The organism is Aquirufa echingensis, from assembly GCF_042714525.1.
Classification (GTDB): domain Bacteria; phylum Bacteroidota; class Bacteroidia; order Cytophagales; family Spirosomataceae; genus Aquirufa; species Aquirufa echingensis.
This window is the reverse complement of sequence record NZ_JBBKYA010000004.1, coordinates 203,792-219,431: the sequence shown is the minus strand read 5'-3', so window position 1 is coordinate 219,431 and position 15,640 is coordinate 203,792. Positions and strand designations below refer to the sequence as shown.

Below are 15,640 nucleotides of genomic sequence, written 5' to 3'. Positions count from 1 at the left end.
ATAGTTTTTAATCTGGTTTTTGCTTCAATAATTGGTCTCCTTTCTTTTTTAAGTTAACAATAGCTTCATTTATAAGTTAAAATAGGTTTAAAAGTTCTTCTTTAAATAATACAATAAATAGGTTTAGAAGTTAATCTTTCATTTTATCGGAATCATACAATATCACAACTGTTCTATGCTGTTCCAATCTCTCAAATATGTATAAACCCCCGAACTCTTGCAAGTATTTTCTTGATATTTTTTCACTTTTTGAAGCAAAAATGTCATTTATTCCGCAAAAGCACCTTTTGAGTCATTTATTTTATCATATAAATACAATAGAAAATTCAAAAAACCGAAAAACCACGATGTAAACGATTACTAAACCTGCGACCAAATCGGCTAATAGTCCTACAAACAGTCCATAATCTGCGCTTTGTCTAAATTTTACAATTGCCTAAAAAATCCAAATTGATTTCCCGATTTATCCCTAATTTTGGCTTATGTCTCATTTCGATCCCAAAAGCATTTTACCTACACTCCCAGACCAACCGGGGGTATATCGCTATTTCGACGAAAATGACACCATCATCTACATAGGTAAAGCCAAAAATCTCAAGAACCGCGTCAGTAGCTATTTTACTGGGATTCAAAATCACAATACCAAAACGCGACGCCTAGTCCAACAAATTCAAAAAATCGAATTCACCATCGTGCATTCGGAATTTGATGCTCTACTATTAGAGAATACGCTTATCAAGCAGTTTCAGCCCAAATACAATATCTTACTGCGTGATGACAAAACCTATCCTTTTATCTGCTTGACGAACGAACATTTTCCCCGACTCATCACGATGCGGCGAATCGATCATACTATCGGCACATTCTTCGGCCCTTTCGCAAATCCCAAAGCCATGAACGGTCTGCTCGAGATGATACACCAGCTCTATCCGATTCGGACATGTTCGCTCGCATTGAAGCCTGGAAATATCGAACAAGGAAAATTCAAGGTATGTCTCGAATACCACATTGGGAATTGCAAAGGTCCTTGTGAAGGACTTCAAAACGAATCTGATTACCAGATTTACATCGAACAAATTACCAATATCCTTAAAGGGAATTACCAAAAGCCCAAAAGCATGTTTTTCGAGCGCATGCAACAAGCCGCCTCGCGCATGGCTTTTGAGGAAGCCCAAGAATGGAAAGAAAAATGGGAATTGCTTGAAAACTTCCAAGCTAAATCAACCGTCGTGAATCCCGCCATCCATGATGTGGATGTGTTTACGATGGTTTCCGACGAAGCTTTGGCCTACATTAATTTCATGAAGGTCATCAACGGAACCATCCTACAATCGCAAACCTGGGAAGTCAAGAAAAAATTGAATGAAGACGAGTCGGACCTATTAACCATGTTAATCTGGGAAAAGCGCGAACAATTTCACAGCGAGGCCAAAGAGATTCTGACCAATATCCCCATGGCGATCGAATTTCAGGGAGCTAAAAATACGATTCCCCAAATGGGCGACAAGAAAAAGCTGTTGGACATGTCCCTCAAAAATGTCTTGTATTTCCGGAAAGAAAAGGCAGACCGCAAAGCCGCGGAGGAGAGCGGCGGCGACCGGAAGATGCGTATCATGCTTAAGCTCAAAAATGATTTGCGACTAACCCAATTACCGAAACGCATCGAATGTTTCGATAACTCCAACCTACAAGGGACGAATCCCGTTTCTGCCATGGTTTGTTTCATTCAAGCGCAAGCCGCGAAAAAAGAATATCGCCTATTCACACCCAGAACCGTGGAAGGCCCTGATGACTTCGCAACCATGCACGAAGTAATCACGCGTCGGTACACACGCCTCCTCGAAGAAGAAGCCGAATTACCCGACCTCATTATTGTCGATGGAGGTAAAGGCCAACTTAGCGCTGCGTGTGATGCGTTGAAAGCGATTGGACTTTACGGACAAATCCCCATCATAGGCATTGCCAAAAGACTCGAAGAAATCTATTTTCCTGAAGACAGTCTACCTGTTTATATAGATAAGAAATCGGAGTCGCTGAAATTAATCCAACAATTACGCGATGAGGCACACCGATTTGGTATCACTGCCCATCGCAACCGACGTAGTAAAAACTTTCTAGTTAGTCAATTGGAAGAACTTGAGGGGATTGGGAAACTGACGGCGCAAAAACTCCTAAAACATTTTGGTACGATACGCCAAATGTATGATGCGCCCGTGGAAGAATTGGAAAAAGTGGCAGGCAAAGCCAAAACTCCGATGCTCCGCAAACAAATTAAAATTTGGCTGGACGAAAAAGCTTAGTTTCTCGATTTGAATCGACCTAAATCGATGTGTTGGAATTGTCGGTAAGCCTGAATCACCAAAGCCAAAGCTACGGCCATTTCACAGACACCTACCACCAACACGAAAATACCCAACAACAATCCTTGGTTCGTAGTATCCTGACGCGAAAAAGCAATCAAATTCAAATTGGCTGCATTCAGCATCAACTCAATCCCCATCAAGACGAAAATAGCGTTCCGCTTGAGGATCAACATACTAAACCCGATGGCGAATAAACATGCCCCGGCCCAAAGAAATAAAAGTAAAGGGATTTCGTTATTCATCATGCTTCGCGATGTAGGTTGAGCCTATCAAGGCAATCAATAAATAAATGCCAACCAATTCGAATGGCATGGCATATTCCGTCAATAAGGAAACCCCGACAAAACTCAACTTAGAATTAGGGTCTGCAATTTCAATCCCACCAAAACTTCCACGTGCCAAAATAAATACCAAGCCCGCAAAAATTGCTAGCCCAATCAACATGGGAACAACGCGTGAAGATTCTTCGGTCACTAAATTGTTTTGATCCTTATCGCCCCGACTATTCTGATTTGTCAACATGATTCCAAAAAGAATCAAGATTAATACTCCACCCACGTAAATCATGAGATGTGAAACAGCCAACACATCGGCATAAGCCAATACATAAAGTCCCGCTAGACCAAGCATGGTCATAAACATCGCTAAGGCCGCATGCAAAATATTCTTCGTCCAAAGCATCACCAAGGCACTTCCACAGGTAATACATACCAAAGCCAAGAAAGATAGCATCAATGGCGTCATGGGAGATCGGGGTTAGACGTTGGACTATTAGACTTTAGACCTTGGTCATTGGACGTTGGATCTTCGGACTTCAGAATAGCTTTCTTAAAACTCGGTTTAAAAGCGGGCTTAGGTTTAGACGCTGGACTATTAGACGTTGGACTTTGGTCGTTAGACGTTTGACCTTCGGACTCCGGACCATTTCCCTCCGGACTTACTGCACTTTCGGACTTCGGACTACCTGACTCCTGATTAGCGACTTTTTTATAACTCGGCTTAAAAGCAGGCTTAGGTTTAGTCGCCTGACTTTGGTCGTTGGACGTTTGACCTTCGGACTTCGGACTAGCTGACTCCGGACTAGCGACTTTCTTAAAACTCGGCTTAAAAGCAGGCTTGGGTTTAGACGGTAGACTATCAGACGTTGGACTTTGGTCGTTAGACGTTGGATCTACTGACTCCTGACCACTGACAACTGCCTTCGGACTATTTCCCTCCGAACTTCCTCCACCTTCGGACTTCGGACTACTTGACTCCGGACTAGCTTTCTTGAAACTCGGCTTAAAAGCAGGTTTAGGTTTAGACACTGGACTTTGGTCGTTAGACGTTTGGCCTTCGGACTTCGGACTATTTCCCTCTGGACTAGCGATTAGCGACTCTTGACTGGCGACTACTTTCATCGCCGCCTTCTCCGCCACAAATTGCTCATACAATTTCCGCTTCTCATCAGCCTCCTCCGTTGTCAAATTAGCAAAAGAAAATTTATGATCCTTCACATCAAATACCGAAAAATCATACTCCGATGTCATCGTCAAACATTCCGTCGGGCAAACCGTCGTACAAAGTCCACAAAAACAACATTTGGACATATCAATGTCGAATTTCGCGGCATACAAACGAATAGGCGACCCATCTGAAGCATGACCCACCAAACCCGTTGCCTTTATCGGCTCAATATCGATACAATCCACTGGGCAAACCTTCACACATTTATCACAGACGATGCAATCGTCCATCTCATTGTGTAATTGATAACGCCCATTAACCGGTGTTGGAATTTGCAAGGTCGGATATTCCAAAGTCACAATCCCTTCGGATTGTTGAAAATAACCTGCATCCTGAATCTGATGAACAGTCCGCTGCTTACGTGCATTCCAAGCATGTTTCCAAGTCAAAGCCATCCCCTTACGGGTGCTCTGAACCACCTCGAAAATCTCTTTGAAATAGTTACCTACTGCTGACATCTTAAAAATAAATGGCTGGGAACGATGATGGGTCCGACTCACGCATCATTTCATACACGGTATCCACAACATTTTCCACATTGGGCTTCGAGAAATAATCTCCATCCGAACTGTAAGCTGGTCGGTGTGGACGTGCTGCCAAACAACGCGCTGGACTGTCCAACCACGTAAATGCGCCTTGCTTATCCAATACCTCCTGCATCATGTAGGCAGAAGCTCCTCCCGGCATATCCTCATCCGCGAATAATACGCGATGGGTCTTTTGAATCGATGTCAAAATGTGGTGATAGCGATCAAATGGCAACAAGGTCTGCACATCAATCACCTCCACAGAAATTCCCATTTCTGACAAGGCCTCCGTTGCCTCCATCACAATCCGACACATCGAACCATAAGTCACAATCGTCAAATCATTCCCCTCGCGCAAGATTTCCGGAACACCTAATGGCACGACTAATTCCTCTAAATTCGTTGGCATCGGTTCTTTCAAACGATATCCATTCAAACATTCAACTACCAAACCGGGATCATCTCCGGACAATAATGTCCGGTACATCCCCGCAGCTTGGGTCATGTTGCGCGGCACACAAAAATGTACACCCCGTAATCCATTCAACAAAACGGCCATTGGGCTACCCGAATGCCAAATACCTTCCAAACGATGCCCACGTGTCCGAACAATCATGGGTGCTTTTTGCCCGCCTGCCGTCCGATAATGCAAACATGCCCAATCGTCCGACAAAATCGCAAAAGGATAAAATATATAATCCAAATACTGAATCTCCACAATTGGCCGCAATCCACGCATGGATGCACCCAATCCCTGACCAACAATACTGATTTCGCGTATACCTGTATCCGTTACCTTTAATGGTCCGAACTTATCTTGTAAACCGGCTAAGGTTTGATTCACATCCCCAATCTTACCCACATCTTCACCCAAAATAAACACCCGCGGATCTTCCAAGAATTTGGCAAAACTCTTATTCAAAATCTCACGTCCATCAACTAAAACAGGCTCTTTTTCGTAGGTGGCTTTCACTTCTTTCGCCAACAAAGGACTATCCTTCGATTCGCTCATCTGATGGGAACTAAATCGACGGTGATTACGCGCTTCTAATTCGGCCAACCACTTACGCAATAACTTAACAGCAGGTCCCTGAAAAAACCGAAACTCCCTTAAAGCTTTACGTCCTGCGCGAACCAAATCACTGAAAATCGGATATTGCAATTCGTTCAATTCAGCCAAAATGGGCTCCAATAATCCGGGCTCATTCGTTGAATCATATAGGTTTTTTGCAATCCGCAAAAATGACTTTTTATCTATATCAATCGCGGCCATATAGGCTGCAAAGGCTTCTTTTTGGTACTTACGTGCTAAGGCCGTTGATTCATCATCAATGGCTTTTAATTCCTCCGCCGTAGCAATGCCTTGTGCGATAATCCAAGCTTGAAAATGCAGATTACAATCCGCTTCATGCTCGAATTGAAGGCGATCTGCCGACTTATATCGTTCATGCGAGCCGGAAGCCGAGTGGCCTTGCGGTTGCGTACATTCAATCACGTGAACCAAACACGGAACCATTTCCTCGCGGGCTAATTGGGCAGCCTTTTGATAAGCCGCAATTAAACCTGGATAATCCCATGCTTTGACCTGAATAATCTCCAAGCCTTTTTCCGTTTCAGTTCGCTGGTATCCAGCTAAGGCCTTCGAAATCGACGACTTAGTCGTTTGATATTCAATCGGAACCGAAATCCCATACCCATCATCCCAAACCGAAAAAACAATCGGGATTTGTAATACCCCCGCAGCATTGATACATTCCAAATACATCCCTTCGGAAGTAGATGCATCCCCAATGGTCGTGAAGCAAACTTCTTTTCCTCCTTTTGAAAAAAGTGTTGCATGCTCCTGTAAATCAGCACGTTCCCGATATAATTTAGAGGCATACGCAATCCCAAGTGCCCGAGGTGCCTGAGCTGCGGTAGATGAAATTCCTGCAACAGAATTGTAGCGAGACGTTTGATCCAACCATTCGCCTGAATCGTCCAACCAGCGCGTTGCGTGGTGATTATTCATTTGTCGGCCACCCGAATGCGGATCAAATTGAATGTCGGGATGTCCGTATAATTGAGCAAAATATTGTGGCCATGTCAAGTCGCCGATAGCAACTCCAATGGTTTGGTCGCGATAATAACCGGAAACATAATCCCCCGCTTGCATCGAATTCGCTAATGCGAGCTGACACAATTCTTTTCCATCTCCATAAATACCAAATTTGGCCCGACCCGAGAAAACTTCCTTACGAACTAGCAAGCTGCAAGCCCTACTTAAAGCAGCCAAGCGATAATCATCTAACACCTTTGCAGGATCAAATGAAATGTCAGGATTAGAAAAGGTATAATGCAAAGCCAACGGTTTCCTGGTAAATTTAACGTGTAAAAATACAACAAAATAAATAAGCCAAATAAAAGCAGCGCTATTTATTTCACAAAAAAACAGAGGCAATTCTTTTGCCGAATCTCCACATTGTTTTAGATTTGCTCAAGTAGTAAACCAAATAAATCATAACCATGAAGAAATTTTTAGGCGTGTTAGCGCTCATCATTGGATTCGCTTTCCAATCTAACGCTCAAGGTGCAATCAAATTCAAGTCGGAAAAACATGATTTCGGCAAAATCGTTGAAGGAACACAAGCTACTTACAGCTTCGAATTCACAAATACAGGAAAAACGCCCGTAGTTATCTCAAATGTTCAACCATCTTGCGGTTGCACAACACCCGATTGGACTCGTGAACCGATTATGCCAGGAAAAACAGGTAAGGTAACCGCTTCATATAATTCAACAGGTCGTCCGGGTAACTTTAATAAATCCATTACGGTAGTTAATAACGGAGAAGTTCAACAAATCCAATTGTTCATTCAAGGAACCGTTGAACCGAAAAAATAAATCGATTTTCTCATCAAAAAAGGGACGTTCTTGCGAGCGTCCCTTTTTTGTTTAGTCATGATTTAACAGCGCTTTGTTTCGAAGCCCATTAATCCACGAGGCAATTTTGAGCACATCCGCGGCAGGCACATGACTCATCGGAGCCATCTCTGTGGCATAATCTGGCCAGTTCTGAGGATTCGGCTTATACACTAAAGCTAAAATTTGCTTATCCGTATAATTGCGTTTAGCAATGTCCGCATAGGATGGCCCAACCACCTTCGACTCTTTGGCATGACAAGCTAAACAAGTGTGTTTTTTCAACAAAGCCATCGCTTCCGCATCAGAAATGACCGTAGATTTTTTCATTGGCTTAACTGCTGGTACTGCCTTCACCACAACAGCCTCCTCCAAGCGATGTGTCGCTTGAACCGCCAATTTACCCCCCGAAGGAATTTGATTCAAGGTAAAATAAGCCGTTTCGTGTAACAAAGGTTCTCCGGCTTCGTTTCGAATGCCTTCCAACTTAAATTCATGAATAAAATATTGACGAAGACCATCAATCACTAAACGAACCTTGCGTTTATCTCCAGACACCTCAACACCCGAAATTTTCAAATCCTTCAATTCGATGATCGGACTTCCATATTGATGTTGGTATTTGTAGATATACGACCTTAACGCATAAGAAGCAGCTTTTTTGACAGAATTCACGTCCACTGCCTGCGTAAAGCTAAGCTCAAAACCATCCGGTTTGGCTTGAATATCCTGAATCTCAAAAGGCATTTGACCATTCCACATCAAACGTTGTAAGCCGAATTCATCTTTACCAGTTGAACCCCAACCACGTGAAGTCATCCCTACAAACATCGATCCATCTAAGCCAAATCGCTCACGTAAAATTCCCGATTGAAAACCCTCCCGATAATTGATACAGAAGCCCTGATAAACGCCATTAACTTTCTCTAAGCCCATGCGCATAATCTTGGATTGTCCTTGATCCGCCACAAAATATTGCCCTGGAAAAGGGCTGAATTTACCACGCGTCGTATCCTGTAACACGTCGGAGGTTGAAATACCCATAATCGCATGTGGAAACCAAACGGCTGGCAATTTCAAATTCTTTACTTTCGCTGCCGCTTCATACATCGGAGCTCCGTTATCTTGAATTTCTTCTAAGGTCAAACGGAAAGGGCTATTGGGTTCTTTGGCCCACTTAAGTCCTCCTGGATTTCCGGCAAAATCGCCCTTCGCTAAATGCGTCACCCGACCAGAACCTACCCAATCCCCTTGGTTTTCTCCATAAAAAATATCTCCATCTTGGTTAATGCTGTATCCAGCAGGTGAACGTAATCCGGCAGCAAAGGGCTCCATGGTCCCATCGGGGTGGATTTTCACCAACCAGCCACGCCATTTGGCAAATTTTCCTTCACCAAATCCAACCCAAGCTAGATTAAGGGTCACCAACATATCTCCGTTCTTATCAAAAACAGGACCATAGGTATATTCATGGTAATTCCCCGAAAGTTCGAATTGGTAAATAGGCTCATATAAATCTGCCACCCCGTCACGATCTGTGTCGGTAATTTTGGTCAATTCGCCCCGTTGGGAACAATAAAAAGCACCATCACGATAGGCCAAACCTAACACCTCGTGCATGCCCGAAGCAAAACGCTTATAGTGTACCTGGTGATTAGCAGTTTGATAAGGATTTTCGATGATCCAAATCTCTCCCCGACGGGTACTTACTGCCAAACGACCGTCCGGCATAGTAGCCAAACCACCCACTTCCAAGTAAATCTCTTTGGGGATAGGAAGTGTTTTAATTTCATAAAAATCTTGCTCTGTTTTAGAGCTTGTTTTTTGTGCAAATGTGGCAAAGGCCAACAATATGCATGCGATTGTCATTTTTATATTTTTCATCAGCTTACCAGATCAATTGATACGAAACTTCATTTCCTTGCACCGGGATGCGTTGTTGTTTTAAACCTTGTTTCGGATTTAAAACTGCACCCTGACGCCCATCCCATTGGACAAAATAGGATTGCCCTTGCAGGCCGATTAGTGTAGCATTTACCGACGAAATTCCGTGATAACTATTTCCTAAAACGAGCTCGGACGCGGATTGCATCGCAGTTGCCGACTTGAACGACAATGTTCTCTCTAAGCCAGTTTTCGCAGCATTGGGACGAATAAAATCTTCCACCATCACATTTCCAGCAGGCCAATGGTACATAAAAATCGGTCGGCCATCTTTTAAACGAAAGCCTTTGTAAACCAATTCCGTTGAATCTGCTTGCGCTTGATGATCCATCACTAAGGGAAATTTGCCATCCAAAGTAACCGTCACACCCAAAGGTTCAGAAGTCTGTGGTTCTCCTCGATTTTCCCACATTTGGGTCGCATTCAAAAACGGTCCCCGCCAAACCTGAAGCATAGCTCCTTGTTTTAAATCATACGAATAATGCATGCCGGAAGGATCTCCCACGTGAATAACATGGGTCTTTTTCTTTCCTTGATGCATCGCAAAAGAGCGCTGGAAAACCGGTTCTGCGTTAGCTTTGACTTCAATCATTCCCACGGCCTCAGGATCTAATAAAGACGTCCGCTCATGCAAAGCAACTGGATGTGAACCAATTCGTTTAACATATAATCCCAAGGCTTGTGGACCCCAAGGAAAATCCTTTACATGAATAACTTCTAATTTGTGTTTGCCCGCTGTCAATTCCGTCTTCGAAGAAACCATTTCTGAATACCAATGAGCCCCTTGATTCAATTCCTTCCCATCCACTTTCACAACTCCTGAACCTGTCCAATACGACTGAAATTCATAGGTATCTGTTTCAGGTACGTCTAAATCTGCTTGATAATGTATCAGATAATCGTTTTTGGCCTTGATGACCTTGTAGGTCAATTTGTCTAATTTACCTGACTCAATAGGTTTCGCTGCTCCGATGATCGGCTCCGTGAATTTACCTGTATAATAATCATACTTAATGGAGCCCATCTTGACGCTTGGCTTATCATAGGTCTCATATTGTATGTTTTTAATTGCCACCTGCGTATGATCGCCTTGAACCAAAATCGGTGCAGAAGCAACCTCTTGCAAGGATACTGCTCCGCGCGTTACGCCCAACATTTCAAGATTTTCATGAATTAAAATGCCATTCAATATAACCTTTTTGAATACCGCATTTTGAATTTTCTTCCCGTTTGCATCGAATCGCGGTGCCTGAAAATCGATTTCCATGTGCTGCCAAAGACCGGGTGCTTTTGAAGCATTTTGCATCGGCGCATATCCTTCATAGCCCTCTTTTCCCTTGCCACGCGCATCATCCCAACGTTCATAAATTCCACCACAATCACCAAAATTCAATTGTTTTTTCGTCCACGAATCAGCCAATTGCACTTCGTAGCGCCCCTGAAGATAAACACCCGAGTTCCCTTTTTTGGGCAACATGAAATCAAACATCAAGTGAATATCACCATGTGAAAAAGCAAAGGTCAAATCATCTGAGCGCTTATATTTGCCATTGCGAAGGGTATTGACGAGGATGCCTTGACCAGTGGCTACTTGTAACGTGGTGTCGGAATAGGCAGACTGCACGGCACCTTCAATGGTCCAATTATTACTGGGATGCTGAAAAGCAGCCAAATTCGTGAGGTTCACTTGTTGTTGGGCCAAACATGTCCATGACAACAGCGTGAGCAAGAGTATGTTGCGCATAAGCTTTGTTAAATAGGTTCTTTAAGCAAATCTAACAAATTATTATGAACAATTTCATCGGCACAAACAGGATACTCGTAGCATATTTCCCAAGAATATTTTGCAAATTGTTTACTTCGAATCCAAATTCGTGAATTCATGGCTAAAACCAAATTACTTTCAAAGCCCATTTTGCTCCATTTATTGTTCTGGGCTTGTCTTTTAGCGTTACCTATTTTATTGGGACCAAATTCTCAGTCGCAAAATCCGGAAGAAATCCAACGCCATTTCCAATGGAATTTATTCTTCTTTGTCTTTGGCCTAGCGAATATTCCCATCTTCTACATCAATACGGAGATTCTTATTCCCAAAGTTTTAAAACGGTATAATCTAGTTGCCTATTTGACCTTACTTGTGATCGGATATTTTATCATGATCGGTTTAAATGACTTGATTTTTGAGTTATTGTTTAAAGACTTACATGTTCCTATTCGTCCCAAAGGAGGCGGTGGAATGAAGCGATTCACCTATTTGCGCATTATATTTCAATACCTGTTCATCATTGCAATCGGGATAAGTTATCGTTTTCTTTCCGACAACATGAAGGAACAAGAGGCCAAAAAAGAAGAGGAGAATGAACGTTTAAAATCTGAACTTTCCTTCTTGCGCTCGCAAATTAGCCCACATTTTATGTTCAATGTGTTGAATAGTATTGTTTCCCTTTCTAGAAGAAAACCAGAAAGTGTAGAGCCTGTTGTGATCAAATTATCGGAATTGATGCGCTACATGATTTACGAAACAAGTGATTCCAAAGTTGCGATTAGCAAGGAAGCGAACTACTTAGAATCTTACATTGAACTACAGCGCTTGCGATTTGGAAATGACATCGATATCGAATTTAAATCCGAAATTTCGGGGACATCAGGAAATATCGAACCCATGTTGCTGATTCCATTTGTTGAAAATGCCTTCAAACATGGTGTGGGGATGATCGAAAAACCCAGCATCAGCATTCAACTATTTGACAATCCGACCTATTTACATTTTGTTGTCAAAAACAAAACGAGCAATCAGCCTACCGAGAAAAAAGACGAAAGTTCAGGCATCGGATTAACCAATGTGCGCAGAAGATTGGAATTACTTTACCCGGAAAATCACGAACTTAAGATTACGGAAAGTGCGAATACCTATAACGTCGATTTGAAAATCACACACAGTTAAAACGATGGAAACGAAAGAAACATTTTCGGAAATTCCGAACACGATTTTAAAATGTATCGCCATCGACGATGAAAGTTTAGCATTGGATTTGGTTGAAGATAATATTGCCAAAGTACCCTTCTTAAAGCTTGAAGCGCGCTGTCGCAATGCCTTTGAGGCGATCGAATATTTGCAAAACAATACGGTTGATCTTATTTTCCTAGACATTCAAATGCCAGGATTAACAGGGGTTCAGTTTTTGGAAGGATTGACACAAAAACCGATGGTTATTTTTGTGACAGCATACCAACAATACGCCTTGGAAGGCTTCAATCTAGATGTGATCGACTACGTATTGAAACCCATTTCTTTCGAACGATTTTTGAAAGCAAGCCATAAGGCCCTTGATTATTTCAAAAGCAAATTAGCCCTACAAGGCAATATCGTGAAGGCTGATGCGAAGGTGGATTATATTTTCATTCATGCCGATTACTCTTTGATGAAAATCATGCTTGAGGATATTTTGTATATCGAAGGCTTGAAAGATTACATCAAAATACATGTGCGCAATCAAAAATACCCGATCGTTTGTCGGATGACCATGAAACTCATCAGCGAAAAATTACCTTCGGACGAATTCCTACGCATACACAAATCCTTTATCGTATCCCTGAAAAAAATCGAATCGATACGCAACCAGAAAGTTAAAATAGGGGAAAATCACATCCCATTGAGTGACAGCTATTCGGAACAATTTTACCAGACAATTGGCTATCAGAAGGAGTAATTACTTCAATTTGTTTTTGCCAAAATGGTAATTAACGCCCAACCAAGCTCGTAAAAGTCCTGTCTGCACCTTCGAATCCGTGTAGGGGGTAAATTCAAAATTTAGGCCCAAATGCGGGACAGATGTAAAGGGATATGCACGTACTCCAAAGCTCCCATAATAACCTTTCAGTAAAGAAGATTGATTGAACACATTGGACATCCAGCCGATGTTCACGCCACCACCTGTATAAAAAACGGCATCTTTGGTTTTATAAACCGTAAGCATGGGACCAAACTCCGATGTGATGGCTGATGTGGCTGAATTCATTTGCATACGAACCTCAGCCCACGCCATATTGGTAGGATTGGAAGAAACGGCCAACTGCGAATTAAAAGGATAATAGGAGATTGACTGTGCGTTTGCAAGCTGCGTAATCGTTAAAAATAGGCCTAAAAAGGCAATGATATTTTTCATTTGAGGAGTTTTTGTTACAATTTTCGACAGGAAACTCAAGGGTCCTAACAAATTATGTAACTTTGAATTTTGGCAAAGATACAATTATGTCCATTCTGAAAAAATTAGCAGGAGAAACTCTTTCGTATGGTTTTAGTACCATCTTAGGCCGTTCCCTCAATTTTTTACTCGTTTTTGTGCACACCTGGGCATTTCTTCCGGCGGAATTAGGTGTCAATGTGAAGTTGTATGGCTATGTAGCCATTGCCAACATCATATACACATACGGAATGGAAACAGCCTATTTCCGTTTTGCCAAAGAAGCCCCTGAGAAATATTACCAGCTAATCATGACGGCTATCATCGTCACATCGGGCGTTTTCACACTTTTCCTTTTTCTATTTGCAGAACCTATCATGGTTCAATTAGGCTATCCTGGCAAAGGCCTATTCTTGAATTGGTTAGCGTTAATCTTAGCCATTGATGCGATTACAGCGATCCCATTTGCCAAATTACGATTGGAGAATAAAATCAAGACATTCGTCAAGGCAAAAATCGTTTCGATCTTGATTAATGTCGGCTTGAACCTTTTTTTCTTGATGCTATTAAAGCCTTTACAAGCCGGAGAAATTCAAATAGATGCACCTCAATTTTTGCGCGACCTATATAATCCAGGTATAGGCGCAGGCTACATCTTTTTGGCTAATTTAATTGCTAATGCAAGTTTGTTTTATTGGCTATCAGCCGAATTCAAAGCATACCGTTGGAGATGGGATTGGTCGGAATTCAAAGCACTTTGGATTTATGCATACCCGATTATGTTCATGAGTTTAGCTGCCATGTTCAATTTGATGTTTGATCGTCTACTTTTAGAGTCTTACCTGCCTGAAGGTTTTTATCCGGGAAAAAGTTCGCAAGTCGCGCTAGGTATATATGGTAACTGCTATAAACTTTCTGTATTCATGAGTTTGGCCATACAAGCATTCAAATATTCCGCAGAACCTTTCTTTCTTGGCAAAAAAACAACCGAAAACAGTAAAGAAAATTTAGCCTTAATCACACATTGGTTTGTCATTGTCTGCACCTTTTTATGGGTCGGCGTTTCGTGTAATTTATTCTGGATCAAGACCCTGTTTTTACGTCGGGCGATTTACTGGGAAGGCATGGACATCGTCCCTGTGTTATTATTGGCAAATCTATTTTTAGGTATTTATTATACCCAATCAGTTTGGTTTAAACAGACTAACAAGACCTATTATGGAACGGTAATCACCTTGATCGGATTAGCTGTAACCTTAGCAGGCAATATCCTTTTTATACCCATGTATGGTTACATGGCTTGTGCTTATGCATTTTTAGGATCGAGTATCGTCATGGCGGTGTTTTGTTATTTGGGAGGCCAAAAATATTCCCCAACCCCGTACCGCTGGAAAAGTGATTTATTTTATATCTTGTTGGGCGCTGTACTTATCTACGGAGCCAATGCCTTAGCGCAAGTAAGTCCACTACCAACTTTCATTAACCAAAATTTTGCAATCATTGTATTGCTCGGTTATTTACTGGTTCGTGAATTTTCTTGGAAAACGGGTAAGCCCAAATTAATTGACTAGCATGAAGCAAGAATTGAAAACGCAATACCTACATCTCAAACTAAAAATTAGTTTGATGGTTGCGCGTTTACAAGAAAATGCGGGAAAAATTGCGGAGCTAGAAAGATCAAATAAAGATTTACAAGAGAAACTCGACGCCAAAACACGAGAATTACAAGAAGCATTGAGCCAATCAAAAGAATTGGAGAAAAGCTTTAAAAAATCAGATAAAATTGGTAAACTTGTAGTTAATACAGAAGATACAGAGGCAGCTAAAGCTGAACTGAAGAAAAAGTTAGACGAATATATAGTAAGTATAGATCATTGTATTGAGCAATTACGCAAACCATGAGTACTAAATTACCTTGTAATCTCCTTTTAGGCATACAAAATGTCGCGCTAAAGGTTAGTGAAGAGGAGGAGTCATGTGTGCGGAAAGCGGCAAATTTGGTTAACCGCCTCGTAAAATATTACGAGAAAGAGACAAATAGTTCAGATCCAAGTAAGATTATGGCCCTTGTGGCATTGGATTTAGCTATGTGTGGATTGAAATTCGAGACGGAAACAAGATCATTAAGCAACAATGTTCAATCTGAGAACGAGCAATTATTAGCGCTCGTAGATGAATTTCAACTATAAATCCCCTTTTCATCAGTCGTTTTGGA

14 protein-coding genes are annotated in these 15,640 nt (G+C 41.9%); 7 read left to right on the top strand and 7 right to left on the bottom strand.

What is annotated here, in order from left to right:
- Positions 1 to 482 precede the first annotated feature (482 nt).
- On the top strand, positions 483 to 2,300 hold the full coding sequence (gene uvrC, locus SKC38_RS08970; protein WP_377976802.1) for an excinuclease ABC subunit UvrC: 1,818 nt from the start codon (positions 483 to 485) through the stop codon (positions 2,298 to 2,300).
- Here uvrC and nuoK read toward each other — a convergent pair.
- From nuoK to SKC38_RS08950, 4 genes are read right to left on the bottom strand one after another with little or no spacing between them, the layout of a single operon-like run.
- Complete coding sequence (gene nuoK, locus SKC38_RS08965; RefSeq protein WP_377976801.1) at positions 2,297 to 2,608, bottom strand: NADH-quinone oxidoreductase subunit NuoK; 312 nt, start codon at positions 2,606 to 2,608, stop codon at positions 2,297 to 2,299. The two genes, uvrC and nuoK, sit on opposite strands and share 4 nt — an antisense overlap.
- Positions 2,598 to 3,107 carry an NADH-quinone oxidoreductase subunit J family protein gene (locus SKC38_RS08960; RefSeq protein ID WP_377976800.1) on the bottom strand — a complete coding sequence of 170 codons (510 nt, stop codon included), beginning with the start codon at positions 3,105 to 3,107 and terminating at the stop codon, positions 2,598 to 2,600. Before SKC38_RS08960 ends, nuoK begins: the two co-directional genes overlap by 11 nt.
- Entirely contained in the window at positions 3,104 to 4,327 is a 1,224-nt protein-coding gene (locus SKC38_RS08955) for a 4Fe-4S binding protein (RefSeq protein WP_377976799.1), read from the bottom strand. Before SKC38_RS08955 ends, SKC38_RS08960 begins: the two co-directional genes overlap by 4 nt.
- A gap of 1 nt (position 4,328) precedes the next feature.
- Entirely contained in the window at positions 4,329 to 6,737 is a 2,409-nt protein-coding gene (locus SKC38_RS08950; RefSeq protein WP_377976798.1) for an alpha-ketoacid dehydrogenase subunit alpha/beta, read from the bottom strand.
- Between the two features lie 164 nt (positions 6,738 to 6,901).
- On the opposite strand from SKC38_RS08950, the gene SKC38_RS08945 reads away from it, so the two are divergent.
- Positions 6,902 to 7,279 (top strand): DUF1573 domain-containing protein, encoded by a 378-nt coding sequence (locus SKC38_RS08945; protein WP_377976797.1) that lies wholly within the window; start codon positions 6,902 to 6,904, stop codon positions 7,277 to 7,279.
- Positions 7,280 to 7,330: 51 nt separating this feature from the next.
- On the opposite strand, the gene SKC38_RS08940 is transcribed toward SKC38_RS08945, so the two are convergent.
- Positions 7,331 to 9,181: a hypothetical protein gene (locus SKC38_RS08940; protein WP_377976796.1), complete on the bottom strand. Its 1,851-nt coding sequence runs from the start codon at positions 9,179 to 9,181 to the stop codon at positions 7,331 to 7,333.
- A gap of 4 nt (positions 9,182 to 9,185) precedes the next feature.
- Positions 9,186 to 10,985: a 3-keto-alpha-glucoside-1,2-lyase-like domain-containing protein gene (locus SKC38_RS08935; RefSeq protein WP_377976795.1), complete on the bottom strand. Its 1,800-nt coding sequence runs from the start codon at positions 10,983 to 10,985 to the stop codon at positions 9,186 to 9,188.
- A 138-nt stretch (positions 10,986 to 11,123) separates the two neighbouring features.
- On the opposite strand from SKC38_RS08935, the gene SKC38_RS08930 reads away from it, so the two are divergent.
- Positions 11,124 to 12,185: a sensor histidine kinase gene (locus tag SKC38_RS08930; RefSeq protein ID WP_377976794.1), complete on the top strand. Its 1,062-nt coding sequence runs from the start codon at positions 11,124 to 11,126 to the stop codon at positions 12,183 to 12,185.
- Between the two features lie 4 nt (positions 12,186 to 12,189).
- On the top strand, positions 12,190 to 12,951 hold the full coding sequence (locus tag SKC38_RS08925) for a LytR/AlgR family response regulator transcription factor (RefSeq protein WP_377976793.1): 762 nt from the start codon (positions 12,190 to 12,192) through the stop codon (positions 12,949 to 12,951).
- On the opposite strand, the gene SKC38_RS08920 is transcribed toward SKC38_RS08925, so the two are convergent.
- A complete protein-coding gene (locus tag SKC38_RS08920) occupies positions 12,952 to 13,407 on the bottom strand; it encodes a hypothetical protein (RefSeq protein ID WP_377976792.1) in 456 nt (151 codons plus the stop codon).
- An 86-nt stretch (positions 13,408 to 13,493) separates the two neighbouring features.
- Here SKC38_RS08920 and SKC38_RS08915 point away from each other — a divergent pair, with 86 nt between their 5' ends.
- From SKC38_RS08915 to SKC38_RS08905, 3 genes are read left to right on the top strand one after another with little or no spacing between them, the layout of a single operon-like run.
- Positions 13,494 to 14,996: a lipopolysaccharide biosynthesis protein gene (locus tag SKC38_RS08915; RefSeq protein WP_377976791.1), complete on the top strand. Its 1,503-nt coding sequence runs from the start codon at positions 13,494 to 13,496 to the stop codon at positions 14,994 to 14,996.
- 1 nt (position 14,997) lies between these two features.
- A complete protein-coding gene (locus SKC38_RS08910) occupies positions 14,998 to 15,327 on the top strand; it encodes a hypothetical protein (RefSeq protein WP_377976790.1) in 330 nt (109 codons plus the stop codon).
- Complete coding sequence (locus SKC38_RS08905) at positions 15,324 to 15,614, top strand: cell division protein ZapA (protein WP_377976789.1); 291 nt, start codon at positions 15,324 to 15,326, stop codon at positions 15,612 to 15,614. The genes SKC38_RS08910 and SKC38_RS08905 overlap by 4 nt, the downstream gene beginning before the upstream one ends.
- Positions 15,615 to 15,640: the final 26 nt, after the last annotated feature.

Coding starts and splice junctions, on each gene's coding strand:
- uvrC (WP_377976802.1), top strand. CDS start 483: ATGTCTCATTTCGATCCCAAAAGCATTTTACCTACACTCCCAGACCAA.
- nuoK (WP_377976801.1), bottom strand. CDS start 2,608: ATGATGAATAACGAAATCCCTTTACTTTTATTTCTTTGGGCCGGGGCA.
- SKC38_RS08960 (WP_377976800.1), bottom strand. CDS start 3,107: ATGACGCCATTGATGCTATCTTTCTTGGCTTTGGTATGTATTACCTGT.
- SKC38_RS08955 (WP_377976799.1), bottom strand. CDS start 4,327: ATGTCAGCAGTAGGTAACTATTTCAAAGAGATTTTCGAGGTGGTTCAG.
- SKC38_RS08945 (WP_377976797.1), top strand. CDS start 6,902: ATGAAGAAATTTTTAGGCGTGTTAGCGCTCATCATTGGATTCGCTTTC.
- SKC38_RS08940 (WP_377976796.1), bottom strand. CDS start 9,181: ATGAAAAATATAAAAATGACAATCGCATGCATATTGTTGGCCTTTGCC.
- SKC38_RS08935 (WP_377976795.1), bottom strand. CDS start 10,985: ATGCGCAACATACTCTTGCTCACGCTGTTGTCATGGACATGTTTGGCC.
- SKC38_RS08930 (WP_377976794.1), top strand. CDS start 11,124: ATGGCTAAAACCAAATTACTTTCAAAGCCCATTTTGCTCCATTTATTG.
- SKC38_RS08925 (WP_377976793.1), top strand. CDS start 12,190: ATGGAAACGAAAGAAACATTTTCGGAAATTCCGAACACGATTTTAAAA.
- SKC38_RS08920 (WP_377976792.1), bottom strand. CDS start 13,407: ATGAAAAATATCATTGCCTTTTTAGGCCTATTTTTAACGATTACGCAG.
- SKC38_RS08915 (WP_377976791.1), top strand. CDS start 13,494: ATGTCCATTCTGAAAAAATTAGCAGGAGAAACTCTTTCGTATGGTTTT.
- SKC38_RS08910 (WP_377976790.1), top strand. CDS start 14,998: ATGAAGCAAGAATTGAAAACGCAATACCTACATCTCAAACTAAAAATT.
- SKC38_RS08905 (WP_377976789.1), top strand. CDS start 15,324: ATGAGTACTAAATTACCTTGTAATCTCCTTTTAGGCATACAAAATGTC.